Below are 22,665 nucleotides of genomic sequence, written 5' to 3'. Positions count from 1 at the left end.
CCGGCGCCACCCACACCACAGCCGCCACCATCCGCCCGGCCTTCGAGATCATCCGGACCGTGCCCGGCGTCTCCGTCGCCTCCAGCGTCTTCTTCATGCTGCCCGCCGACCCCGTCGCGCCGGCCGATCCCGCCGATGAGTGACGAGGCGCCCGCCCGTCGACAGGTGACCAGCCCACCGCCCCACTGGATCCCCGCCGCGTGCACGCCGCCCGCCGGCACCGGGCCGGGCGGCGGCCGGACGACGCGTCCACAGTCGTGCTGGACGTCCGGCAGATCCCCGGCGCGCGCCGGTCCCGTGGGCGGCGTCTGCTGCCCCGGCCGAGCTGGGCCCTGGTCACCATGGTCGTGGTCGTCCTGGCCGGTCTGCTGGTCGTCGAGGCGTACACGAACGCCGCGTTCGTGCCCGACAACCGGGTGACGCCCGGCAGCCAGCGGGAGGTCCCCAGCTCGGTCATCGGGGGCGGCCCGATCGTCAACGTCGGCGCGGAGGGCCGGACCCAGTCGCACCGGCTGCCGCCGCGTACCGTCGCGCTCACCTTCGACGACGGGCCCGACCCGCGGTGGACGCCGGAGGTGCTGCGCGTCCTGGACAAGTACCAGGTGAAGGGCACCTTCTTCGTCATCGGCTCACAGGTCGTCCGCAACCCGGAGGTGACCCGCCGGCTGGTGACGGAGGGACACGAGCTGGGCGTGCACACGTTCACCCATCCCGACCTCGCCGCGCTGCCGGACTGGCGGCGGGAACTGGAGTACGCGCAGACGCAGCTCGCCGTCGCCAGCACCACAGGCGTCCGGCCGTCGCTGCTGCGGTTCCCGTACTCGTCCCGCGCGGACGCCTACACCGACCGGGACTGGCCGATGCTGCGGCAGGCCGGCGAACTGGGCTACCTCACAGTGGTCAACGACGTCGACAGCCGGGACTGGGAGCTTCCGTCGGTCGAGGAGATGGTCGCCAACGCCACGCCGGACGGGACGGCGGGCACGATCGCGCTCTGGCACGACGCGGGCGGCGACCGGTCCGGCACCGTGGCCGCGCTGGACCGGTACATCCCGATGATGCTGGAGCGCGGCTACCGCTTCACCACGGTCAGCGAAGGGCTCAACCAGACGTTCGCGGCGGCAGGCGTATCAGGCCCGGTCGGCGGGCAGACGGCGGCCCCGCTCGACGAGCGGTGGCGGGGCCACGTCCTGGTCGGCGCGGTACGCGTCGCCGACGGCATGTTCGGGGTGCTCGGCGTCTTCTTCGTGCTCGTCGGGGTGCTCACGATCGGCCGTACCCTGCTGCTGTTCGTCGTGGCCCCGCGGCACGCGCGCCGCCGCCGTCGCCGCGACTGGTCCTGGGGCCCGCCGGTCACCGAACCGGTCTCGGTGATCGTGCCCGCGTACAACGAGCGGGAGGGCATCGCCGCGGCGGTCCGCTCGCTGGCCCTGGGTGACCACCCCGGCGGCATCGAGGTGGTGGTGGTCGACGACGGCTCGACCGACGGCACCGCCGACATCGTCGCGGCGCTGCGCCTGCCGAACGTGCGGGTCGTGCGCAAGCCCAACGGCGGCAAGCCCAGCGCGCTCAACACCGGCGTCGCGCTGGCCCGGCACGACCTGATCGTCATGGTCGACGGCGACACGATCTTCGAGCCGGACTCGGTCCGCCGGCTGGTCCAGCCGTTCGCCGACCCCCGGGTCGGCGTGGTCGCCGGCAACGTCAAGGTCGGCAACCGCCGCGGCCTGATCGCCAAGTGGCAGCACATCGAGTACGTCATCGGCTTCAACCTCGACCGCCGCCTCTACGAGACGCTGCGCTGCATGCCCACCGTCCCGGGTGCGATCGGCGCGTTCCGGCGCCAGGCGCTGGAGCAGGTGGGCGGCATGACCGACGACACGCTGGCCGAGGACACCGACGTCACCATCGCCCTCGGCCGGGCCGGCTGGCACATCGTGTACGAGGAGAGCGCCCGCGCCTGGACCGAGGCCCCGACCACCGTCGGCCAGCTGTGGAAGCAGCGGTACCGGTGGAGCTACGGCACCCTCCAGGCGATGTGGAAGCACCGGCGCTCGGTGATCGACAGCGGCCGGTCGGGCCGGTTCGGCCGCCGGTGCCTGTCGTTCCTGACGCTGTTCGGTGTGCTGCTGCCGCTGGCCGCCCCGGTGATCGACCTGCTCGCGATCTACGGGCTGATCTTCCTGGATCGCAGCGACACAGTGGTGGCCTGGCTGGCGATGCTCGCGCTCCAGCTCCTCACCGCGGTGCTCGCCTTCCGGCTGGACCGGGAGAAGCTCGGTGTGCTCTGGGTGCTGCCGTTGCAGCAGTTCGTCTACCGGCAGGTGATGTACCTGGTGCTGCTCCAGGCCGTCGGCACCGCGCTGACCGGCGGCCGGCTCGGCTGGCAGAAGCTGCGGCGTACCGGAGACCTCCGGGTCGCCGGGCGGGGCGCGACCGGCTGAGACCCGGCCGCGCGGCGCGTCGGTCCGTCGCCCGGTCAGTCGTCGTCCGGGTCGTCGAGGCGGGCCAGCCAGGTGGCGAACCGCTCGATCGGGGTCTCGAACTCCGGGTTCAGATCGATGAAGTCACGCAGCCGCTCGCCCAGCCACTCCATGCTGACCTGCTCGTCGCCACGGCGCTCGACCAGCTCCTCGATGCCACGGTCGGTGAAGTACACGGTGTTCCTCTCGTCGTCGTACGGCAGCGGCCCGCCCCGGGTCGGGACGGGCCGCTGCCGGTGATGTCACGGGCGGGGGAGAGCCGCCTCGATCAGCGCGTTCTGCTCGACCTCGTGCATCTTCGCCGAGCCGACCGCCGGGGCGGCGGCGGCCGGGCGGGAGATGCGGCGCAGCCGGACCTCGGGCAGGTGCTCCAGCAGGTTGAGCGCGACGAACGACCAGGCGCCCTGGTTGGCGGGCTCCTCCTGGACCCAGGCGAAGTCCTCGGCGTTCGGGTACTGCGCCAGCGCGGCCCGGACCTCCTCGACGGGCAGCGGGTAGAGCTGCTCCATCCGGAGGATCGCGGTGTCGGTGACGCCCCGCTCCTGCCGGGCCTGGAACAGGTCGTAGTAGACCTTGCCCGAGCAGAGCAGCACCCGCTTCACCTGCTCCGGCGCCGGAGCCGCGGTGTCGGCCAGCACCGGCTGGAACGTCCCGGTGGTGAAGTCCTCCACCGGCGACACGCAGAGCTTGTGCCGCAGCAGCGACTTCGGCGTGAACACCACCAGCGGCTTGCGCTTGGGCGACAGGGCCTGGCGGCGCAGCAGGTGGAAGTAGTTCGCCGGGGTGGTCGGGATGGCCACCCGCATGTTGTCCTCGGCGCAGAGCTGGAGGAACCGCTCCGGGCGGCCGGAGGTGTGGTCCGGGCCCTGGCCCTCGTGGCCGTGCGGCAGCAGCAGGGTCACCGCGGAGCGCTGGCCCCACTTCACCTCGCCGGAGGAGATGAACTCGTCGATCACCGACTGGGCGCCGTTGACGAAGTCACCGAACTGGGCCTCCCAGGCCACCAGCGCGTTGATGTTCTCCACCGAGTAGCCGTACTCGAAGCCCATGGCCGCGTACTCGGAGAGCAGCGAGTCGTGGACGAAGAAGCGCGACCGCTCGCCGTCGGCGGTGAGCGACTTCAGCGGCAGGTAGTCCTCGCCGGTCTTGGCGTCGACCACCGAGGCGTGCCGCTGGACGAACGTGCCGCGGCGCGAGTCCTGCCCGGCGAGCCGGACGGTGACCCCGTCGTGCAGCAGCGTGCCGAACGCGATGATCTCGGCGAAGCCCCAGTCGATGCCGCCCTCGACGGACATCTTGCGGCGCCGCTCCAGCAGCTGCTGGATCCGCTTGTGCGGGGTGAAGCCCTCCGGCAGGTTGACGTGCGCCTCGCCGATCGCCTTGACCACTGCGGCGTCGGTGGCGGTGTCGACCTGCGGCTCCGGCTCCTCCTCCCGCGCCGGGCGGCTGAGCTGACGCGGGGTGGTCGCGGCGTCCCGGGTGGCCTTGAAGACCCGCTCAAGCTGCCCCTGGTAGTCGCGCAGCAGCTCCTCCGCGTCCTCCACGGTGATGTCGCCGCGCCCGATCAGCTCCTCGGTGTAGAGCTTCCGGACGGACCGCTTCGAGTCGATGATCTTGTACATCTCCGGGTTGGACATCGACGGGTCGTCGCCCTCGTTGTGCCCGCGCCGGCGGTAGCAGACCATGTCGATCACGACGTCCTTGTTGAACGCCTGCCGGTACTCGAACGCGAGCCGGGCCACCCGGACCACGGCCTCCGGGTCGTCGCCGTTCACGTGGAAGATCGGCGCCTGGATCATCCGGGCCACGTCGGTGCTGTAGAGGCTGGACCGGCTGTACTCCGGGGCGGTGGTGAAGCCGACCTGGTTGTTGACGACCACGTGCACGGTGCCGCCGGTGCGGTAGCCGCGCAGCTGGGACAGGTTGAGCGTCTCGGCCACAACGCCCTGGCCGGCGAAGGCGGCGTCACCGTGCACCGCCAGCGGCAGCACTGTGTAGCCCTCCAGCTTGAGGTCGATGCGGTCCTGCTTGGCCCGGACGATGCCCTCCAGCACCGGGTCCACGGCCTCCAGGTGCGACGGGTTCGCCACCACCGACACCTTGACCGCGTGCTCGCCGTCCGGGGTGGTGAACTTGCCGTTCTGGCCGAGGTGGTACTTCACGTCGCCCGAGCCCTGCGTGGACCGCGGGTCGAGGTGCCCCTCGAACTCGGAGAAGATCTTCTCGTACGGCTTGCCGACGATGTTCGCCAGCACGTTGAGCCGGCCGCGGTGGGCCATGCCGATGACGACCTCGTCCAGCCCGGCCTCGGCGGAGCACTCCAGCACCTCACCGAGCAGCGGGATCAGCGACTCGCCGCCCTCCAGCGAGAAGCGCTTCTGGCCGACGTACTTGGTCTGGAGGAACGTCTCGAACGCCTCGGCGGCGTTGAGCCGGTTCAGCACGTGCTTCTGCTCGTCGGAGCTGGGCTTCTCGTACTTGCGCTCGACCCGCTCCTGGATCCAGCGCCGCTCCTCCGGGTCCTGGATGTGCATGTACTCGATGCCGACCCGGCGGCAGTACGAGTCGCGCAGCACGCCGAGGATCGACCGCAGCTTCATCCGCTGCTGGCCGGCGAAGCCGTTGACCGGGAAGACGCGGTCGAGGTCCCAGAGCGTGAGCCCGTGCTGGAGCACGTCCAGGTCCGGGTGCTTACGGATCTTGAACTCCAGCGGGTCGGTGTCGGCCATCAGGTGGCCGCGCACCCGGTACGCGTGGATCAGCTCGTGCACCCGAGCGGTCTTGTTGATCTGGCCTTCGCTGTCGACGGCCACGTCGCGCATCCAGCGCACCGGCTCGTACGGGATCCGCAGCGAGGTGAAGATGTCGTCGTAGAAGCCGCGCTCGCCGAGCAGCAGCTCGTGCATGACCTTCAGGAACTCGCCGGACTGCGCGCCCTGGATGATCCGGTGGTCGTACGTGCTGGTCAGCGTGATGACCTTGCTGACCGCGTTCTCGGCCAGGGTGGCCTCGCTCATGCCCTGGTAGGGGGCCGGGTATTCCATCGCGCCGACGCCGATGATGGCGCTCTGCCCCTGCATCAGGCGCGGGATCGAGTGCACCGTGCCGATGCCGCCCGGGTTGGTGAGCGAGATCGTGGTGCCGGAGTAGTCCTCCATGGTCAGCTCGTTGCGGCGGGCGCGCCGGACCACGTCCTCGTACGCCTGCCAGAACTGCCGGAAGTCCATCTGCTCGCAGCCCTTGATGGACGGCACCACCAGGTTGCGCGAGCCGTCCGGCTTGACCAGGTCGATCGCGATGCCCAGGTTGACGTGCTCCGGGCGGACCATCGCCGGCTTGCCGTCGACCTCGGCGAAGGAGTTGTTCATCTCCGGGTGCTCGACGACCGCGCGGACGAGCGCGTACCCGATCAGGTGGGTGAAGCTGACCTTGCCACCGCGACCGCGGGTCAGGTGGTTGTTGATCACGATGCGGTTGTCGACGAGCAGCTTGGCCGGGACGGCGCGCACGCTCGTGGCGGTCGGGACCGACAGCGACGCGTCCATGTTCTGCACGATCTTGGCGGCGACGCCGCGCAGCGGCGTGGTGCCCGCGGCGCTCGCGGTCGGCGCCTTGGCGGCCGGCTTGGCCGGGGCGGACTTCTTGGCCGGCTCAGGGGCCTTCGCCGCCGGCTTGGCGGCGGGCTTGGCCGGGGCGGGCGCGGCCTTGGGGGCGGCCTTCGGCTCGGCCTTGGCGGGCTGCGCGGTGACGGTCGCCACCGCCTCCTGCTGCTCGGCCGGCTCCGGCTTCGCGGCCGGCTTGGCCTGCCCGTCCGGGCGCGGTGTGGCGGCGCCCGGGGCCGGCCGGTAGTCGGCGAAGAAGTCGTGCCAGGCCGAATCGACGCTCGAGGGGTCGGCGAGGTAACGCTGGTACATCTCCTCGACGATCCACTCGTTCGGGCCGAAACCCGCCAGTGGGTTCTCCTGCGAAGTCTGCTGGGTCGACACGGCCGCTAATCGCCTCTTTCACGCGGTTGTGAATGTCACGGTGGCCCCCGGTGACCCCCGGTTGCCGACGCTGGGTAAACCGATGCCAAGGCTACGCCGTGCGCTGCGCGCAGGCATTCTCGCCTCCGGCTGGTGGTCCGTTTCACAGAAGATGCCAGAAGTTCGGCAAACGCTGCGTGATCCGCCGACTCCTGCTAGACGAGCGAGACCCCGGCCGATGACGTCCGTCACCGACCGGGGTCCGTCCCCGACGCGAGGTCAGGAGATGTCGCGCTTGCGGATCGTAGCCACGCCGATCGCGCCGGCCACCACCGCGTACCCGATCAGCACCAGGGCGCCGGCCCACTGCGGCGGGTTACCAGGGATGTCCGTGTCACCGCCGACCATGAGCCCGGAGGCCAGCGACGGGACCAGCAGCTGGAGCTTGTTGATCCAGTCGCCGTACCGCGCCGCGAGGAGGCTGAGGACGATGACCGCGCCGATCGCGCCGCCCAGGTAGAACAGGATGCCGGTCACGGTGGCGCCGATCTGGCTGCGGATCAGCACGCCGAGCCCGACGCCGAGCACCGACCACAGCAGGTACGCCAGGCCGTTGAGCGCGATCGCCCGCCACACGGCGCCGCTGCCGAGCTGCGAGCCGACGTCCACCGAGCTGAGGATCAGCGGCGCGGTGACCAGGTTCAGCACCGTGGTGACGAGCCAGAACAGCAGCGCCAGCACGCCGGCCGCGGCCAGCTTGGCCAGCATCACAGCGGTGCGGTGCGGCGCGGTGAGGAACGTGGTGGTCACCGTCTGGTGGAAGAACTCGCTGGTCACCACCACGATGCCCAGCAGCAGCACGATGAGCAGCCCGAAGAACTGGCCGTTCGTGTAGAGGTTGGCCGCCAGGTTGTCGGCGGCCGAGATGGCCTGCAACTGGTCGGACTGGTCGGCCGGCACCTCGCCGAAGTCCCCGCCGGCCAGCGCCTCGGTCTGCAACCAGTTGAAGAACAGCGTGAGCGCCCACAGCGCCAGGCTGATCAGCCCGAAGATCCACCAGGTGCTGGTGGTACGGATCTTGAGCAGTTCGGATCGGACAAGCGTCATCGGATCTCCGCCTTTCCGGCCGTCAGCTCCAGGAAGACCCCTTCGAGGTCGGGGCGCTCGGTGGTCAGCTCGTGCAGCTCGACCTTGGCGGCCAGCGCGACGCGGCCCACAGCCGGCGCGTCCACGCCGGTCACCAGCAGCGCGCCGTGCGGGTCGGTGTCGACGACGGCCGACTGCTCGCGCAGCGCCGCGGTCAGTTCGTCGGCCTGCGGGGTGCGCACCCGCACCCGCACGTCGTGCGTCATCGACGCCATCACCTGGTCGACCGGGCCCTGCCGGACCAGCTTGCCGGCCGCGATGATCACCACGTCGTCGGCGAGCAGCTGCATCTCGGAGAGCAGGTGGCTGGAGACCAGCACCGTCCGTCCCTCGGCGGCCAGCCCCTTGAGGAAGCCGCGCATCCAGCGGATGCCCTCCGGGTCCAGGCCGTTGGCCGGCTCGTCCAGGATCAGCACCTGCGGGTTGCCGAGCATCGCGGCGGCGATGCCGAGCCGCTGCTTCATGCCGAGCGAGTAGCCCTTGAACTTGCGCTTGGCGGCGGGCGAGAGCCCGACCAGGGCGAGCGCCTCGTCGGCGCGCTCCTTCGGCAGGCCCGCCGCAGCGCAGATCACCCGCAGGTGGTTGATGCCGGTGCGGCCCTTGTGCGCGCTGGACGCCTCCAGCACCGCGCCGACCGTACGCAGCGGATCGGGCAGGTCGGCGTACCTGCTGCCGCCGATGGTGGCCGTGCCGGCGCTCGGCGTCACCAGGTTGAGCAGCATGCGCAGCGTGGTCGTCTTACCGGCGCCGTTGGGGCCGAGGAAGCCGGTGACCCGGCCCGGCTCGACCGTGAACGACAGGTTGTCCACCGCGCGGACGGTCTTGTATTGCTTGGTCAGGCCGGACACGATGATCTGGCCGGTCCCGGCACTGGGGCGTGGCTGCCCGTCGGACATCATTCTCCTCTCCTGCCCCGGCGGGCTCGTCGCGCGCCGGTGGGGGCGCCGTTGCGGGGGCACCCGGCAACAGCCTTCCAACCCGGCGCAAGGGGGTCAATCAGGCGGGACGCGTACGCGCCGTCCTCCTCAGGGAGGAGATCACCGGGTCGGCAGCGCCACCCAGGTGGCCCGGGCGCGGCCGAGCAGCGCGCCGTCCGAACCGTACAGGCTGGTGTGCACCTCGGCCTTGCGTCCCTCACCGCCGACCGCGAGGCCGGTCACCACGCACTCGTCGCCGGGCCGTGGCAGCGCCGTGACCTGCGCGGCGATCCGCCCCAGCACGTACGGCCGGCCGGGCGCGAGCACCGCCCAGCCACCCGGGCAGTCCAGCGCCGCCCACACAGTCGCGGGCACCACGTCGGCCGGCGCGCGGAACGGCGCGGCGGTCCGCCCGTCCGGCAGCCGCCCGGGGAAGATCCGCAGCCCGTCCGGGTTCGCCGGGCCGCAGACGTAGCAGCGGGGGAAGGGGTGGTCGACCAGACCGGGGTACGCCCGCGCGGCGTCGGCCGCCGTCGCCCGGTCCACCGGCGGCACCACCGCGTCGACCGGTTCGACCCGGCGTACCTGGGCGATCAGGTGTCCGTCCGGATCGCGTACCTCGCCGTCGGCGGCGGTCAGCGGCGTGTCCAGCGGCGGCGGCCGGCGCAACGTGACCTCCACCGGGCCCCGGTCGTCGATCAGCGCGGCGAAGATCCCGGCGCTCCAGCCGCCGTTGCCGGAGCCGTCCGGCCCCTGGAAGCGGGCCTCGACCAGCATGTGCACCTCCGGTTCCCCTCCGCCGGCGCCGTCGCGGGCGGTCCGCCCGGCAGCCTCGCACACGCCGGTCCCGTCCCGGCCGTCCCGGTTCGCACGCCGCCGCCGACCGGCGTTCACCGGATCGACACCCCTCATCCCGCCCGGTGGCAACCCGGGGCACCTACACAGGAGTCATGGCCGTTCTGCACGCCGCTGGCGCACCGCTCACGACCAGCGGTTACACCCTGCTGATCGCCGACGACCCGACACTGGTCGCGGCCGCGCAACGCCTGCGCCACGAGGTGTTCGCCGGCGAACTCGGCGCCACCCTGCCGACCGCCGCCACCGGGCTCGACACCGACGGGTTCGACGCGTACTGCGACCACCTGGTGGTGCTGCACGAGGGGACCGGGGAGGTCGTCGGCACGTACCGGCTGCTGCCGCCCGGCCGCACCGACCGCCGGTACGCCGACGCCGAGTTCGACCTGGGCCCGCTCGCCCCGCTCCGCGACGACCTGGTCGAGGCGGGCCGCTCCTGCGTCCACCCGGACCACCGCACCGGCGCCGTGATCAACCTCATGTGGGCCGGGATCTGCCGCTACCTGCACCTGCGCGGCGCCCGCTGGCTCGGTGGCTGCGCCTCGGTGCCGGTCGCCGACGGCGGGACCGCCGCCGCGCAGGTGTGGGCCGAGGTCACCGCCCGGCACCTCGCCCCGCCGCTGCTGCGGGTCACCCCGCGCCGGCCCTGGTTCGCCGAGGCGCCCGCCGCCGACCTCGCCGCGCTCACCCCGGCGCGACGCCGGGCGCTCGTGCCGCCGCTGCTGCGCGGCTACCTGCGGCTGGGCGCCTGGGTGGCTGGCGAGCCCGCGTACGACAGGGACTTCGGCTGCGCCGACTTCTACGTGCTGTTCTCGCTGGACCGGATGAACCCGCGCTACCTGCGGCACTTCCTCGGCGAGGCCGGGTCGTGACCGCCGCCGCCGAGTCGTGGGCGGCCGGTCCGGTTGCCGGGGAGGGCCTGTGGCGGCCCGCCTCGGGCTGCGGGCCGGACTGTCTGCCGCCGCACGCCGCCCCGGACGTGTCGTGGCTGCGCCGGGCCGGGCGGCTGCTCGGCGTACTCGGAATGCTCCTGGCCGGGACGGGTCTGGCCGCGCTGCTGCCGGTGCTGCCCGCCGCCCGGGGCCGGGCCGCGTCGCGGGGCTGGGCGCGGTGGACGCTGCGTACCCTCGGGGTGCGTCTGCTGGTCCGCGGCCGGGTGCCGCGCGGGCGCGCGCTGCTGGTCGCCAACCACGTGTCCTGGCTGGACGTCCTGGCGGTGCTCGCCGTGTCGCCGGCCCGGATGCTGGCGAAGCGCGAGGTCCGGAGCTGGCCGCTGGTGGGTGCCCTGGCCGCCGCGGCGGGCACCGTCTTCGTGGACCGGTCCCGGCCGCGTGACCTGCCGGCCACCGTCGCGCGGGTGGCCGGCGCGCTGCGGTCCGGGCGGTCGGTGGCGGTGTTCCCGGAGGGTACGACCTGGTGCGGAGCCGCGACGGACTGCCGCCCGAGCCGCGGCTTCCGCCCGGCGATGTTCGAGGCCGCCGTGGCGGCGGGTGCGCCGGTGGTGCCGTTGAGCCTGGGCTACCGGTACGCGGGCGACCCGAGCACGCTGCCCGCCTTCCTCGGCGAGGAGACGCTCTGGGCGTCGATGCGCCGGGTGCTCGCCGCCCGGGACCTGACCGTGTCGGTGACGGTGAGCGCCGCGCTGCACCCGGCCGAGGGCGCGGACCGCCGGGCGCTGGCCCGGATCGCCGAGGCCGCGGTCCGCCCGGCCCCGCGTCCCGTGCTCGCGACCCAGCTCGACCTGGCGGCCTGACCGCTCAGTCGTCGGGGACGCGACATAGTCGCGATAGTGTCTTGTTCAGTCGCGATGTATCGCGTTACGCTCCTCGCAACACCTGGCGTGCCGTGGGCCGGTACGCCGACGAGGGGAGCGTGTCATGGTCAGTTGGACGGTCGACAACCCGCAGCGCATCACGCTGGACGAGCCGATCACCCGGCTCGACGCCGAGCTGATCAGCGGCCGGCTGAACGTGGTCGGCGCCGACGGTCCGGCCCGGGTCGACGTGACCCGGATCAGCAGCCGGCCGCTTCTCGTCGAGGTACGCGACGGGCGGCTGACGATCCGGCACAAGCGCAAGCCCGGCCTGCTCGGCATCTTCTCCTGGTTCGGCAACCGGATCCGGGCCGAGGTGTCGGTCGCCGTTCCGCCGGACGTGCTCGCCACCCTGTCGGTGGTCAGCGGCGCGCTCGTCGCCTCCGGGCTGCGCCGGGAGACCCGGGTCGACGTCACCTCCGGGCAGGTCACGCTGCGCGGGCTGCGGGGACGCACCAGCGCGAAGGTCATCTCCGGGCCGGTCGAGGCGCTCGGCATCGGCGGCGACCTGGACCTGGAGACGGTCTCCGGTGAGCTGATCCTCGCCGACAGCGCGCCCGAGCGGGTCCGCGCGCACGCCGTCTCCGGCTCGATCACCTGCGACCTGGACAACCCGCGCGGCAGCGAGATCCGGCTCAGCGCCATCTCCGGCAGCATCACCGTGCGGGTCCGCGAGGACAGCGACCTCACAGTGCACCTGCACACCACCTCCGGCAAGATCACCAGTGGGTTCCCCCAGGTGGACGGCGGTGGGCGCGGGCTGGGCTCGATCAAGGACAGCCACGGTGTGCTCGGTGGGGGTGCGGGTAGGCTCTGGGCCTCCGCGACCTCCGGCAGCATCGCGCTGCTCGCCCGCCCGGTCGCGCCCGCCGACCATGTGGAGGACGTGCCGTGACCGCCGTGTTCAGCCACGGCCGGCTCCGGCTCTACCTGCTGAAGCTGCTCGACGACGGCCCGAAGCACGGCTACGAGCTGATCCGTCTGCTGGAGGAGCGCTTCCTCGGCCTGTACGCGCCCAGCGCCGGCACCATCTACCCGCGCCTGCAACGGCTGGAGGCGGAAGGGCTGGTCACGCACACCGCCGCGGGCGGGCGCAAGGTCTACGAGATCACCGAGGCGGGCCGCGCCGAACTGCGGCAGCGCGCCGACGAGCTGTCGACGCTGGAGAGCGACATCGGCGCCGCCGTCGAGGACCTCTCCGCGCTGGCCGGTGAGATCCGCACCGAGGTACGCGGATCGGTGCGCGACCTGAAGCGGGAGCTGCGCGAGGCGGCCCGGCAGACCCGGCAGGGCGGCTGGACGGCGTCCGCGACCACCCGGCCGGCGGGCGACGGGGGATCGGCCCGCCCGGACGAGTCGCCGCTGCTCGCCGACTTCGACCAGCGGCTCGCCGCGTTCACCGTCGAGGTCGGGGCGCTGGTCCGGGCCCGGCGGCTCAGCGACAACCAGCTCCGTACCGCGATCCGGCTGCTCGACGGTGCGCTGGAAGGGCTGCGGCGGCTGCTCCGCTGATCTCACAGGTTGTTTCCAGGGAGCACCCAGCGCGGCCGCAGCCGGAGCACGGATGATGGGTGCCATGGCGGCTACCCAGACCGAGGCCCGGCTTCTCGTCGTCGAGGACGATCCCAACATCCTCGAACTGCTCTCCGCGAGCCTGCGCTTCGCGGGCTTCGACGTGGCCACCGCGACCAGCGGCAGCGCCGCACTCAACGCCGCCAAGGACCACCGGCCCGACCTGGTGGTGCTCGACGTGATGCTGCCCGACCTGGACGGCTTCGAGGTCATCCGGATGCTGCGCGAGGGCGGTACGCGTACCCCTGTGGTGTTCCTGACCGCGCGTGACGCCACCGACGACAAGATCCGCGGGCTCACCCTGGGCGGCGACGACTACGTCACCAAGCCGTTCAGCCTGGAGGAGCTGACCGCCCGTATCCGGGCCGTGCTGCGGCGTACCGCGACCGGTGAGCAGGCCCCGTCCCGCCTCACCTTCGCCGACCTGGAGCTGGACGAGGAGACCCACGAGGTGCACCGGGCCGGCCAGCGGGTGCAGCTGTCGCCGACCGAGTTCAAGCTGCTGCGCTACCTGATGCTCAACGCCAACCGGGTGCTCAGCAAGGCGCAGATCCTCGACCACGTCTGGAACTACGACTTCCGCGGTGACGACAACATCGTCGAGTCCTACATCTCGTACCTGCGGCGCAAGGTCGACAACACCCAGCCCCGGCTGATCCACACGCTCAGGGGAGTGGGATACGTGCTCCGCAAGCCGGCGGCGTGAACGTCGTCCACGACGCGAAGGGCAGGCTGCGCAGCGTCCCGCTCCGGCTGAAGCTCGTCGCCGCGGTCCTCGCGCTCGTGGCTGTGGCGCTGGTGGTGATCAGCGGCCTGACGGCGTTCCTGCTGCGGAACTATCTGATCGGGCAGGCGGACGACCAGCTCCGCGGCGGCGCGTACACGGTGGCCAACACGCTCGACAAGGCCGGCGGCGGCGGGATCAAGATCACCATTCCGTCGGACTACGTGGCGTCCGTGATGGCGCCCGGTGAGCTGCCGGAGGAGCCGACGCGCTACGAGGGCCTGCGCGAAGAGGAACTGCCCCGGTTCCCCGCCGACTACGCGGGCTACCGGGAGCGGGTGGGCGACCCGTTCACCGTGCGCTCCGAGGACGGCCGCAGCCGGTGGCGGATGCTCTACACCGCCCTGCCCGACGGGCGGATCATCGCGCTCGGGCAGCACCTCACCGGCGTGGACTCCGCGGTCGGCCGGCTGGTCTGGATAGACCTCCTGGTCGGCGGCGCGGTGCTGATCTCGCTGGCGTCGGTGGGCGCCGGGATCGTCCGTACCAGCCTGAAGCCGCTGGTGGAGATAGAGCGTACGGCGGCCGCCATCGCCGGCGGCGACCTGACCCGGCGGGTGCCCGACCCGGAGATGGGGCGGCCGTGCCCCACCTCGGAGCTGGGCCGCCTGTCCCGGGCACTGAACGCGATGCTCGCGCAGATCGAGGCCGCGTTCACCGCGCGGGCCGCCTCCGAGGCGGCGGCGCGCAGCGCCGAGATGGGCGCGCGGGACGCCGCCGCGTACGCGCAGGCGTCGGAGGCGCGGGCCCGCCGGTCCGAGGAGCGGATGCGGCAGTTCATCGCCGACGCCTCGCACGAGCTGCGCACGCCGCTGACCACCATCCGGGGCTTCGCCGAGCTGTACCGCCAGGGCGCGGCGCGGGCGCCGGAGCAGACCGCCGACCTGCTGCGCCGCATCGAGGACGAGGCGTCCCGGATGGGTCTGCTGGTGGAGGACCTGCTGCTGCTGGCGCGGATGGACCGGGAACGGCCGATCGCGCTGGCCCCGGTCGAGCTGCCGGTGCTGGCGTCCGACGCGGTCGAGGCGGCCCGGGTGGTCGCCCCGGACCGGCGGATCGAGCTGGAGCGGGAACCGGGCGCCGGGCCGCTGGTGGTGCTCGGCGACGACGCGCGCCTGCGCCAGGTGATCGGCAACCTGATGACGAACGCGCTCACCCACACGCCGCCGGACACCTCGGTGACGCTGCGGCTGCGGGCCGAGGCGGGCAACCTCGCCGTGGTGGAGGTGGCGGACACCGGTCCCGGCCTCACCCCGGAGCAGGCCGAACGGGTCTTCGAGCGGTTCTACCGGGTGGACGCCGCCCGTACCCGCCGGGCCGGCGGGCCGATCAGCACCGGCCTCGGCCTGGCCATCGTGGCCGCGCTCGTCGCCGCGCACCACGGCACCGTCGAGGTGGCGGAGACACCGGGCGGAGGGGCGACCTTCCGGGTGAAGCTGCCGCTGCTGCCCGAGGAGCCCGAGCCCGGCGAGTGACATTCAGAAAACTTCCAGGCGGATTCCAGGCTGGTGACAGTGCTACGGGGAAAGCTGGTGGCATGACCGACCACGAGACCGATCCGCAGCGGTCGCCGGCCCCCGCCGACGCCGAGCCGTCGCACCACACCGCCGAGCTGCCCCGCCTCGAGAGCGGGACGTCGGACTCCTCCAGCACCCCGGCCGCGGCGTCGGTTCCGGCCGACTCCCCGGCCGCCGGAACCAGCACGCCCGCCGGGCACACGAACCCGGCGGAGAGCGCCGGAAACACCGCGCCCGCCGGGCCGTACCCGCCGCAGCCGGCGACGCCGTCCGCGCCGCCGTACCCGGCCTCGGGGCAGCCGCACCCCTGGTACGGGCAGCAGCACCAGCAGGGCGGCTGGAACCAGCAGACCGCCGCGGGCTACCCGTCCACGCAGCACGGTGGGCCGGTGCCGTCGTACCAGGCACAGCCGTACCAGACGCAGCAGGGATACCAGTCGTACCAGCCCGGGCAGCCGATGCCGCAGTGGGGCCCGCAGCAGCCGGCACGCCCCAGCCGGGCCGGGAAGTTCGTCGGCGCGGGCGCGCTGGCGCTGGTCCTGATGCTCGGCTCCGGCGCGGCCGGTGGCGCGCTCGCCCTCGCGCTCGACGGGGACGGCCCCACCCGCACCTACTCCGCCGCGCCGGTGATCAACAGCGCCGACCTGCCCAAGATCGCGGCCTCCGTCCAGGACAGCATCGTCACGATCATGACGAACAGCGGTGAGGGCTCCGGGGTGATCCTCAGTGCCGACGGGTTCGTGCTCACCAACAACCACGTCGTCGCCGGCGCCGGTGGTGACACCGTGCGGGTGGTCTTCGCCGACGGCAAGAGCGCCTCCGCGAAGATCGTCGGCACCGACCCGAAGACCGACCTCGCTGTGGTCCAGGCCAGTGGCGTCAGCAACCTGAAGGCGGCCAAGTTCGGCGACAGCGACGCCATGCAGGTCGGTGACCAGGTGCTCGCCCTGGGCAGCCCGCTCGGCCTCCAGGGCTCGGTCACCGCCGGCATCCTCAGCGCCCGCGACCGCACCATCCAGGCGGGGGAGGGCGGCCAGCAGAACCCGCAGCAGGGCGCCAGCTCGATCTCCGGCCTGCTCCAGACCGACGCCCCGATCAACCCGGGCAACTCCGGCGGCGCGCTCGTCAACACCCGGGGCGAGGTGATCGGCATCAACACCGCCATCGCCACCGCCGGGCAGGGCAGCACCGGAAACATCGGCGTGGGCTTCGCCATCCCGAGCAACAAGGCCAAGAACGTGGCCGAGAAGCTCCAGCGCGGCGAGAAGATCAGCCACCCCTCGCTCGGGGTGAGCGTGAACGGCGCCGAGGACGGCGGCGCGCTGGTCGCCGCAGTCACGCCCGGCAGCCCCGCCGAGAAGGCCGGGATCCAGCGCGGCGACGTGATCACCAAGTTCGGCGACAAGGTGATCAACGACTCGAACGACCTGGTCGGCGCCGTGCAGGCCGGCAAGGTCGGCGACCGGGTCGAGGTGCAGTACAAGCGAAACGGATCCACCGAGAACGCAACCGTGACGCTCGCCGAGACGTCATAGTCCCGAGGACCTGCCTCCCTCCCGGGCGGCGGGTGACGGAGCCAAGGGGGTTGGCTCCGTCACCCGCCGCCCCTCCTCGTTTCTCACCCGGTACGGGTGAGCGCGCCTCACCCGTACCGGCGGGAGGGTCGGGGCATGACCACCACGTCCGCCGTGCGTACCGACCAGCAGATCCAGCGCGACGTCCTCGCCGAACTGGACTGGGACGCGCAGACCCGGGCCACCGAGGTCGGCGTGACAGTCGCGCGGGGCGTCGTGACGCTCACCGGCCAGGTGGACAGCTACGCCCGGCGGTGGGCCGTCGAGCGCTGCGCCCACCGGGTGCGCGGCGTCCGGGCGGTCGCCAGTGACCTGGCGGTCGACCTGCCCGCCACGGACCGGCGTACCGACGCCGACATCGCGATCGCTGCGAGCCGGGCGCTGGAGTGGGACAGCTTCGTGCCCGCCGAGCGGCTGGACGTGACCGTCGCCGACGGCTGGATCATGCTGCGCGGCGAGGTCGAGTTCGGCTTCCAGCGCCGTACCGCCGAACGGGAACTGCGCCGGCTGCGCGGCGTACGCGGGGTGACGAACCTGGTCGAGGTGCGGCCGCCGACCCCGCCGAGTGACGAGCAGAAGCGGATCGACCTGCGCCGCCTGCTGCTGCGGCGTACCGGGACCGAGCGGATCGACGCCCGGGTCGACGGCGACACGGTGGTGCTCGACGGAGTGGTGAGCGCCTGGTGGCAGCGGGAGGACGCGGAACGGGCCGCCTGGGCGCTGCCCGGCGTACGGGAGGTGCACGTCGCGATCGTGGTGTCCGGCTGACCGCCCGTCGTTTACCGCGGGCCGGGCCGGGAACCCGCGCGCAGCGGGGTACGCCGGGGACCGACGGGGAGGATTCGTGGCCGTGAACCAGCAGTCCTCGGAGCGCGCGTGGGCCGGGCCGTTGCGGATCGCCATGGTGGTGCCGCCGTGGCTGTCGGTGCCGCCGCCCGGCTACGGCGGGCTGGAGACAGTGGTGGCGGGGCTCGTCGACGCGCTCGTCGACAGGGGGCACCGCGTCACGCTGTTCGGCGCCGGGACCGAGCACGGCACCGCCGCCGACTTCGTCTCCACCTGCGACGACCTCCAGTACGAGCGGATGGGCGAGTCGCTGCCCGAACTGGCGCACCTGGCCCACGTGGACCGCCTGGTCGACCCGGCCGACTTCGACCTGATCCACGACCACACCACGATCGGCCCGATGGTGGCCGGCCGCCGCCGCGTGCCCACTGTTGCCACCGTGCACGGCAACCCGGTCGGCGAGTACGGCACTGTGCTCGGCAACACCGACCGGGGTGTGGGCCTGATCGCGATCTCGCACGCCCAGCGCCGGGCCAACCCGGGGCTGCCCTGGGCCGGCACCGTGCACAACGCGATGCCGCTGCGGGACATCCCCCGCAAGCGCAGCCCGGGCGCGGGCCCGGTGCTCTGGCTGGCCCGGTTCAGCCCGGACAAGGGCCCGGACGTGGCGATCGCGGCCTGCCGGGCGGCCGGGCTGCCGCTCACGCTCGCGGGCAAGTGCAACGAGCCCGCTGAGCGCCGCTACCTGGAGCAGGTGGTCCGGCCGCTGCTCGGCGACGACGTGACGCCCGTGGTGAACGCGGATCGGGTGACCGCGCTGCGGCTGTTGCTGGACGCCCGCTGCCTGATCATGCCGATCCAGTGGGCGGAGCCGTTCGGCATGGTGATGGTGGAGGCGATGGCGACGGGTACGCCGGTGGTGGCGCTGGGCCGGGGCGCGGTGCCGGAACTGGTCCGCGACGGGGTGACCGGTTTCGTCTGCGACCACCCGGGCGAGCTGCCGGCGGCGTTGCGGGCGGCGGCGGACCTGGACCCGGCGGACTGCGTGGCGCACGTGGCGGAGAACTTCTCGGTGGAGCGGATGGCCGCCGACTACGAGGCGGTCTACCGGGGCTTCCTGGCCGCGCGGGCGCCCGCACGGGCACAGCGGGCGGTCGCGCCGGTCGTGGCCGGCTGACCCGTCAGGTCTGCCCGGCCACGAGTTCCGCCGCGGCGGCGTCGAGTCGCCGCGCGTACCCGGGGCTGATGCTGCCCTCCCGGCGGCGCTCGTCGATCTTGCCACGGAGCCGGTCCACGGCGGCTGTCACCTCGCCCTCGCCGTTCGCGGCGACCGCGTTGCGCAGCAGGTTGCGCAGGTCCACCCCGACGTCCTCGCGGATCTGGCCCTCGGTCAGCCCGGCCTCGATCAGCCCGTCCACCCGTTCGGCGGCGTCGGCCTGACCGGCGGCCGGCGGGCGCACGCCGCCGGTCGGCGGCAGAGTGGTCGGCCCGGCCGGCGGCGTGGTGGCCGGCTCCTCGGTCACCGGCGGTTCGGCGGGCGACGGCTGCACCGGCCCGGCGGTCGGCAGCACCCGGGGGCCGGCGGGCCGGTCCGGCGTCAGCGCGGACGCCAGCAGCGCCGCCGCGGCGACCACAGTCACGCCGACTGCGGCCAGCGTGAGGGTCCGCCGCCGGCCCGGAACCGGCTGCGCGGCGGGATCCTGCCCCGGCTCCGGGATCGGCTGCGCCGCGGGGGCCTGGCCCGGGATCGGCCGCGCCGCGGGGGCCTGGACCGGGGTCGGCGGCCCCGCCGGTTCCGGGCCGGCCGGCGGCGGGGAGGTCAGCGCGGGCAGCGTCATGGTCGGCGCCAGCATGGTGGCCGCCTGCGGGTCGGCGGGCAGCATCTGGTCGCGCAGCACGGCGGCCACCCGGTGCGCGGTGGGCCGGTGACGCGGGTCGCGGGCCAGGCAGCGCAGGCAGATGTCAGCGACCGGCCCGGGCAGGCCCGGTACGTCGTCCAGTGTGGGCTCCGGACAGTCCGCGAGCGCCGCGCTCAGTTGTTCCCAGGTCTCCGCCGGGTACGGGGGGTGCCCGGTCAGCGTCTCGAACAGCAGCACGCCGAGCGAGTACACGTCGGTGGCCGGCTGGGCGGGCGCGCCGTCGAGCCGCTCCGGGGCCACGTACGCCGGGGTGCCGAACGTGCCGCCGTCCTCGTCGTCGTCCGGCGTGCCGATCCGGGTGGCGATGCCGAAGTCGAGCACCTTCGCGCCGGTGCCGGTCATCATCACGTTGGCCGGGGTCACGTCGCGGTGCACGATGCCGAGCCGGTGCGCCGCGGCCAGCGCCTCGGCCACCTGCGCGCCCGTCTCCACCGCCGCCGGCCAGGGCAGCGGCCCCTGGGTCAGCAGGTGTTCCAGCTCCTCGCCGCTGAGCAGCTCCATCACCACGAACGAGGTGATGGAGCCGTCCGGGGCCACCGTCTCGCCGTAGTCGTGCACGGCGGTGACGTGCGGATGGTCGAGCTGGGCGGCCGAGCGGGCCTCCTCGCGCACCATGTCGCGGAACCGCGCGTCGGCGGCGAGCGAGGGGGCGAGCACCTTCACCGCCACCACCCGGTCGAGCACCTCGTCGCGGGCACGCCAGATCACCGACATGCCACCGGCACCGATCCGGTCGATGAGCCGGTACCGCCGGGCCAGCAGACGGCCGGCCTGGAGTGTCGCCATCAGCTCGCACCTGCCTGGGCTCGGGAGCGCTATCAGGTTGCGGGAATGTGTCTGACCTGTCAACAGTCGTCCCGTTGACGATCGCGCTGTGTCATAGCCCGGGCGGCGTCGCGTGACGCTCCCACCTCGGTCGGGGCGGCCACCCGGCCGGGTGTGGGCCGCGTGCCAGGATGAACGGCATGGCAGCAGGTCCGGTGGCGTTCGTGCTCGGCGGCGGGGGAGTGCTCGGCGCGGTCGAGGTGGGCATGCTGCGTGCCCTGTTCCGCGCCCGGATCAGACCCGACCTCGTGCTGGGTACGTCGATCGGCGCGGTCAACGGCGCCCTGGTCGCCGCCGACCCGACCGAGGCGGTCACCGACCGGCTGGTCCGGCTCTGGGCGTCGCCCGAGGCCAGCGAGGTGTACGGCGACTCGGTCGCCCGGCAGCTGCGCCGGTTCGCGGCACGTACCCACCTGCACTCGCCCCGGCCGCTGTACCGCCTGCTGGAGAGCGCGCTGGGCGAGGACACCACGTTCGCCGACCTGGCCGTGCCGTTCCGCTGCTGCGCCGCGAACATCGAGCGCGCGGCCGAGCACTGGTTCCACACCGGACCGCTGGTGCCGGCGGTGCTCGCCTCCGCCTCGGTGCCCGGGTTGCTGCCCCCGACCCAGCTCGACGGCCAGCACTACATCGACGGCGGGGTGGTCAACTCGATCCCGGTCGGCGAGGCGGTGCTGCTCGGCGCGAAGCAGATCTTCGTGCTCCAGGTCGGCCGGATCGAACGCGAGCTGACGCCGCCGCGCCGCCCCTGGGAGATCGCCCAGGTGGCGTTCGAGATCGCCCGCCGGCACCGGTTCGCGCGGGAGATGGCGGCGCTGCCCGAGGACGTCGAGGTGCACGTGCTGCCCACCGGCGGGCTGGAGCCGCGCGACGACAGCCCGTGGGCGTACCGGGACACGGCGGCGGTGGGACGGCGGATCAGTCGCGCGTACACTGCCTCCCGCCGATACCTGGACACCGCGCTGGAGCGCTGAATGCCGCTGCCACCCCGCTGGCTACGCCGGCTGGTGCTCGCCCCTGGTGTGGTGCTGCTGGCCTTCCTCGTGGTGACCACGCTGCCGGCCTGGGCGCTGCTGGCGCTCGCCGCGTCCCCGCTGGTGCCGGGACGGCTGCGCCCGCTGCGGCTGCTCTGGATCGGCACCGTCTACCTGGTCTGGGACGCCGCCGCGCTGCTCGCCCTGTTCCTGCTCTGGCTCGCCTCGGGCTTCGGCGCGTACAAACGCGCGCCGGCCTTCCAGCGGGCCCACTACGTCCTGGCCGGGTGGTTCCTGCGGATCATGTTCTGGCAGGCCCGGTGGACGCTGCGGCTGAGCATCGACGTGGTCGGCACCGACCCGGACACCGCCCTGCCGGGCCGTCCCGAACTCGTGGTCTGCCGGCACGCCGGGCCGGGCGACTCGTTCATCCTGATCCACGCGCTGGTGAACTGGTTCAGGCGGGAACCCCGGATCGTGCTCAAGGAGACCCTCCAGTGGGATCCGGCCATCGACGTGCTGCTCAACCGGTTGCCCAACCGGTTCATCGCGGCCGGGCCGGACGGGCGGGAGTCGGTGGTGCGGCAGATCGGGCACCTGGCCACCGGCCTGGACGACGACGACGCCTTCGTGATCTTCCCGGAGGGCGGCAACTTCACCCCGTCGCGGCGGCTGCGCGCGATCGACCGGCTGCGGTCGCTCGGCCTGGAACGGATGGCGCGGCGTGCCGAGCGGCTGCGGCACGTGCTCGCCCCGCAGCCGGGCGGGCTGCTCGCCGCGCTCGACGCCGCGCCGGACGCCGGCGTGATCTTCGTGGCGCACACCGGCCTGGACCAGATGCTCACCGTCGCCGACGTGTGGCGCGAGCTGCCGATGGACAAGCGGATCGTGATGCGGTTCTGGTCGGTGCCGCCGGAGGAGATCCCGGCCGGCAAGCAGGAACGCATCGACTGGCTGTTCGACTGGTGGGCCCGCATCGACACGTGGATCGCCGCCAACCGCAACGGCGCGGCCGACACCTGACCGATTCCCCCTGCGCCTGCTCGGCGTGGCGGCGGTACGCCACGTAGGGTGCGCTGGTGGATCAGATCTGCGTGGTGACGACTGTGGTGGACGCCCGCGGGGTCGCGGACGTGCTGGCGGCCGCGGCCGTCGCCGGCCGGCTGGCGGCCTGCGCCCAGGTCGGCGGCCCGGTGGACAGCACCTACTGGTGGCAGTCGGCGATCCAGACCACCGCCGAGTGGCAGGTGCGGTTCAAGACCGCGCCGGACCGGGTGGACGCCCTGGTCGACCAGCTCCGCGCCAACCACCCGTACGAGGTGCCGGAGATCCTGGTCAGCCGGGAGGACAGCGGCAACCCCGGCTACACCGCCTGGGTACACGAGCAGACCCGGCCCTAGGTACTCCTACTCTGTCGGTCCGCTCCGCCGTTGACGAAGCTGGCGGGGTGGAGAACACCGGCTACCCCTGCCCCGGTTGCGGCGCCCCGGCCGACCTCGTCGCCGGATGCCGCGCCTGCGGCCGCCCGCCCTACC

At 73.2% G+C, this 22,665-nt stretch carries 19 protein-coding genes and 1 pseudogene; 14 read left to right on the top strand and 6 right to left on the bottom strand.

All coding sequences use genetic code 11. The features are described 5' to 3' along the window. Both ABD52_RS40305 and ABD52_RS25935 read left to right on the top strand, forming a co-directional pair. A pseudogene (locus ABD52_RS40305) lies at positions 1 to 116 on the top strand (phosphate acyltransferase); the annotation flags it as partial. Positions 117 to 341: 225 nt separating this feature from the next. Next, positions 342 to 2,444 carry a bifunctional polysaccharide deacetylase/glycosyltransferase family 2 protein gene (locus ABD52_RS25935; protein ID WP_235437556.1) on the top strand — a complete coding sequence of 701 codons (2,103 nt, stop codon included), beginning with the start codon at positions 342 to 344 and terminating at the stop codon, positions 2,442 to 2,444. 35 nt (positions 2,445 to 2,479) lie between these two features. On the opposite strand, the gene ABD52_RS25930 is transcribed toward ABD52_RS25935, so the two are convergent. The 5 genes from ABD52_RS25930 to ABD52_RS25910 form a co-directional block, all read right to left on the bottom strand. Beyond that, positions 2,480 to 2,659 (bottom strand): DUF6104 family protein, encoded by a 180-nt coding sequence (locus ABD52_RS25930; protein WP_013288341.1) that lies wholly within the window; start codon positions 2,657 to 2,659, stop codon positions 2,480 to 2,482. A 66-nt stretch (positions 2,660 to 2,725) separates the two neighbouring features. Next, a complete protein-coding gene (locus tag ABD52_RS25925; RefSeq protein ID WP_047893526.1) occupies positions 2,726 to 6,469 on the bottom strand; it encodes a multifunctional oxoglutarate decarboxylase/oxoglutarate dehydrogenase thiamine pyrophosphate-binding subunit/dihydrolipoyllysine-residue succinyltransferase subunit in 3,744 nt (1,247 codons plus the stop codon). A 258-nt stretch (positions 6,470 to 6,727) separates the two neighbouring features. Continuing rightward, positions 6,728 to 7,555, bottom strand: a complete 828-nt coding sequence (locus ABD52_RS25920) for an ABC transporter permease (protein ID WP_013288339.1) — start codon at positions 7,553 to 7,555, stop codon at positions 6,728 to 6,730. Continuing rightward, positions 7,552 to 8,490, bottom strand: a complete 939-nt coding sequence (locus ABD52_RS25915; protein ID WP_030271852.1) for an ABC transporter ATP-binding protein — start codon at positions 8,488 to 8,490, stop codon at positions 7,552 to 7,554. Before ABD52_RS25915 ends, ABD52_RS25920 begins: the two co-directional genes overlap by 4 nt. Positions 8,491 to 8,631: 141 nt before the next feature. Beyond that, positions 8,632 to 9,288, bottom strand: coding sequence for a hypothetical protein (locus ABD52_RS25910; protein WP_013288337.1), 657 nt, complete (start codon positions 9,286 to 9,288; stop codon positions 8,632 to 8,634). A gap of 173 nt (positions 9,289 to 9,461) precedes the next feature. Here ABD52_RS25910 and ABD52_RS25905 point away from each other — a divergent pair, with 173 nt between their 5' ends. The 9 genes from ABD52_RS25905 to ABD52_RS25865 all read left to right on the top strand — a co-directional run bounded on the left by ABD52_RS25905 (position 9,462) and on the right by ABD52_RS25865 (position 18,589). Then, positions 9,462 to 10,238, top strand: a complete 777-nt coding sequence (locus tag ABD52_RS25905; RefSeq protein ID WP_013475288.1) for a GNAT family N-acetyltransferase — start codon at positions 9,462 to 9,464, stop codon at positions 10,236 to 10,238. Further along, positions 10,235 to 11,119 (top strand): 1-acyl-sn-glycerol-3-phosphate acyltransferase, encoded by an 885-nt coding sequence (locus ABD52_RS25900; RefSeq protein WP_047893525.1) that lies wholly within the window; start codon positions 10,235 to 10,237, stop codon positions 11,117 to 11,119. Before ABD52_RS25905 ends, ABD52_RS25900 begins: the two co-directional genes overlap by 4 nt. Before the next feature lie 124 nt (positions 11,120 to 11,243). Further along, positions 11,244 to 12,074, top strand: coding sequence for a DUF4097 family beta strand repeat-containing protein (locus ABD52_RS25895; protein ID WP_047893524.1), 831 nt, complete (start codon positions 11,244 to 11,246; stop codon positions 12,072 to 12,074). Continuing rightward, the gene (locus ABD52_RS25890; RefSeq protein WP_030271849.1) at positions 12,071 to 12,691 is read left to right on the top strand and encodes a PadR family transcriptional regulator; all 621 of its coding nucleotides are present in this window, start codon (positions 12,071 to 12,073) and stop codon (positions 12,689 to 12,691) included. Before ABD52_RS25895 ends, ABD52_RS25890 begins: the two co-directional genes overlap by 4 nt. A gap of 64 nt (positions 12,692 to 12,755) precedes the next feature. Further along, positions 12,756 to 13,457 (top strand): response regulator transcription factor, encoded by a 702-nt coding sequence (locus ABD52_RS25885; protein ID WP_030271847.1) that lies wholly within the window; start codon positions 12,756 to 12,758, stop codon positions 13,455 to 13,457. Beyond that, positions 13,454 to 15,010, top strand: a complete 1,557-nt coding sequence (locus ABD52_RS25880; protein WP_047893523.1) for a cell wall metabolism sensor histidine kinase WalK — start codon at positions 13,454 to 13,456, stop codon at positions 15,008 to 15,010. The genes ABD52_RS25885 and ABD52_RS25880 overlap by 4 nt, the downstream gene beginning before the upstream one ends. Positions 15,011 to 15,072: 62 nt before the next feature. Continuing rightward, positions 15,073 to 16,587 carry a S1C family serine protease gene (locus ABD52_RS25875; RefSeq protein ID WP_013288330.1) on the top strand — a complete coding sequence of 505 codons (1,515 nt, stop codon included), beginning with the start codon at positions 15,073 to 15,075 and terminating at the stop codon, positions 16,585 to 16,587. Positions 16,588 to 16,722: 135 nt separating this feature from the next. Further along, entirely contained in the window at positions 16,723 to 17,394 is a 672-nt protein-coding gene (locus ABD52_RS25870) for a BON domain-containing protein (protein ID WP_013288329.1), read from the top strand. A 133-nt stretch (positions 17,395 to 17,527) separates the two neighbouring features. Next, positions 17,528 to 18,589, top strand: coding sequence for a glycosyltransferase family 4 protein (locus ABD52_RS25865; RefSeq protein WP_200905237.1), 1,062 nt, complete (start codon positions 17,528 to 17,530; stop codon positions 18,587 to 18,589). Between the two features lie 4 nt (positions 18,590 to 18,593). Here the strand turns inward: ABD52_RS25865 and ABD52_RS25860 are convergent, their stop codons facing one another. Next, positions 18,594 to 20,117: a serine/threonine protein kinase gene (locus ABD52_RS25860; RefSeq protein WP_047893522.1), complete on the bottom strand. Its 1,524-nt coding sequence runs from the start codon at positions 20,115 to 20,117 to the stop codon at positions 18,594 to 18,596. Positions 20,118 to 20,296: 179 nt separating this feature from the next. On the opposite strand from ABD52_RS25860, the gene ABD52_RS25855 reads away from it, so the two are divergent. From ABD52_RS25855 to cutA, 3 genes are read left to right on the top strand one after another with little or no spacing between them, the layout of a single operon-like run. After that, positions 20,297 to 21,130, top strand: a complete 834-nt coding sequence (locus ABD52_RS25855; protein WP_013475295.1) for a patatin-like phospholipase family protein — start codon at positions 20,297 to 20,299, stop codon at positions 21,128 to 21,130. Continuing rightward, positions 21,131 to 22,153: a 1-acyl-sn-glycerol-3-phosphate acyltransferase gene (locus ABD52_RS25850; RefSeq protein WP_013475296.1), complete on the top strand. Its 1,023-nt coding sequence runs from the start codon at positions 21,131 to 21,133 to the stop codon at positions 22,151 to 22,153. It abuts the gene before it with no gap. 56 nt (positions 22,154 to 22,209) lie between these two features. Next, positions 22,210 to 22,530, top strand: a complete 321-nt coding sequence (gene cutA, locus ABD52_RS25845) for a divalent-cation tolerance protein CutA (protein ID WP_013288324.1) — start codon at positions 22,210 to 22,212, stop codon at positions 22,528 to 22,530. Positions 22,531 to 22,665: the final 135 nt, after the last annotated feature.

The sequence above is a fragment of the Micromonospora sp. RV43 genome, from assembly GCF_001029515.1.
Lineage (GTDB): Bacteria > Actinomycetota > Actinomycetes > Mycobacteriales > Micromonosporaceae > Micromonospora > Micromonospora aurantiaca.
The sequence above is the reverse complement of the archived record's forward strand: the minus strand, read 5'-3'. Positions and strand labels throughout refer to the sequence as shown.

Coding starts and splice junctions, on each gene's coding strand:
- ABD52_RS25905 (WP_013475288.1), top strand. CDS start 9,462: ATGGCCGTTCTGCACGCCGCTGGCGCACCGCTCACGACCAGCGGTTAC.
- ABD52_RS25915 (WP_030271852.1), bottom strand. CDS start 8,490: ATGTCCGACGGGCAGCCACGCCCCAGTGCCGGGACCGGCCAGATCATC.
- ABD52_RS25910 (WP_013288337.1), bottom strand. CDS start 9,288: ATGCTGGTCGAGGCCCGCTTCCAGGGGCCGGACGGCTCCGGCAACGGC.
- ABD52_RS25875 (WP_013288330.1), top strand. CDS start 15,073: ATGACCGACCACGAGACCGATCCGCAGCGGTCGCCGGCCCCCGCCGAC.
- ABD52_RS25935 (WP_235437556.1), top strand. CDS start 342: ATGGTCGTGGTCGTCCTGGCCGGTCTGCTGGTCGTCGAGGCGTACACG.
- ABD52_RS25895 (WP_047893524.1), top strand. CDS start 11,244: ATGGTCAGTTGGACGGTCGACAACCCGCAGCGCATCACGCTGGACGAG.
- ABD52_RS25860 (WP_047893522.1), bottom strand. CDS start 20,117: ATGGCGACACTCCAGGCCGGCCGTCTGCTGGCCCGGCGGTACCGGCTC.
- ABD52_RS25920 (WP_013288339.1), bottom strand. CDS start 7,555: ATGACGCTTGTCCGATCCGAACTGCTCAAGATCCGTACCACCAGCACC.
- ABD52_RS25855 (WP_013475295.1), top strand. CDS start 20,297: ATGGCAGCAGGTCCGGTGGCGTTCGTGCTCGGCGGCGGGGGAGTGCTC.
- ABD52_RS25870 (WP_013288329.1), top strand. CDS start 16,723: ATGACCACCACGTCCGCCGTGCGTACCGACCAGCAGATCCAGCGCGAC.
- ABD52_RS25885 (WP_030271847.1), top strand. CDS start 12,756: ATGGCGGCTACCCAGACCGAGGCCCGGCTTCTCGTCGTCGAGGACGAT.
- ABD52_RS25850 (WP_013475296.1), top strand. CDS start 21,131: ATGCCGCTGCCACCCCGCTGGCTACGCCGGCTGGTGCTCGCCCCTGGT.
- ABD52_RS25865 (WP_200905237.1), top strand. CDS start 17,528: ATGGTGGTGCCGCCGTGGCTGTCGGTGCCGCCGCCCGGCTACGGCGGG.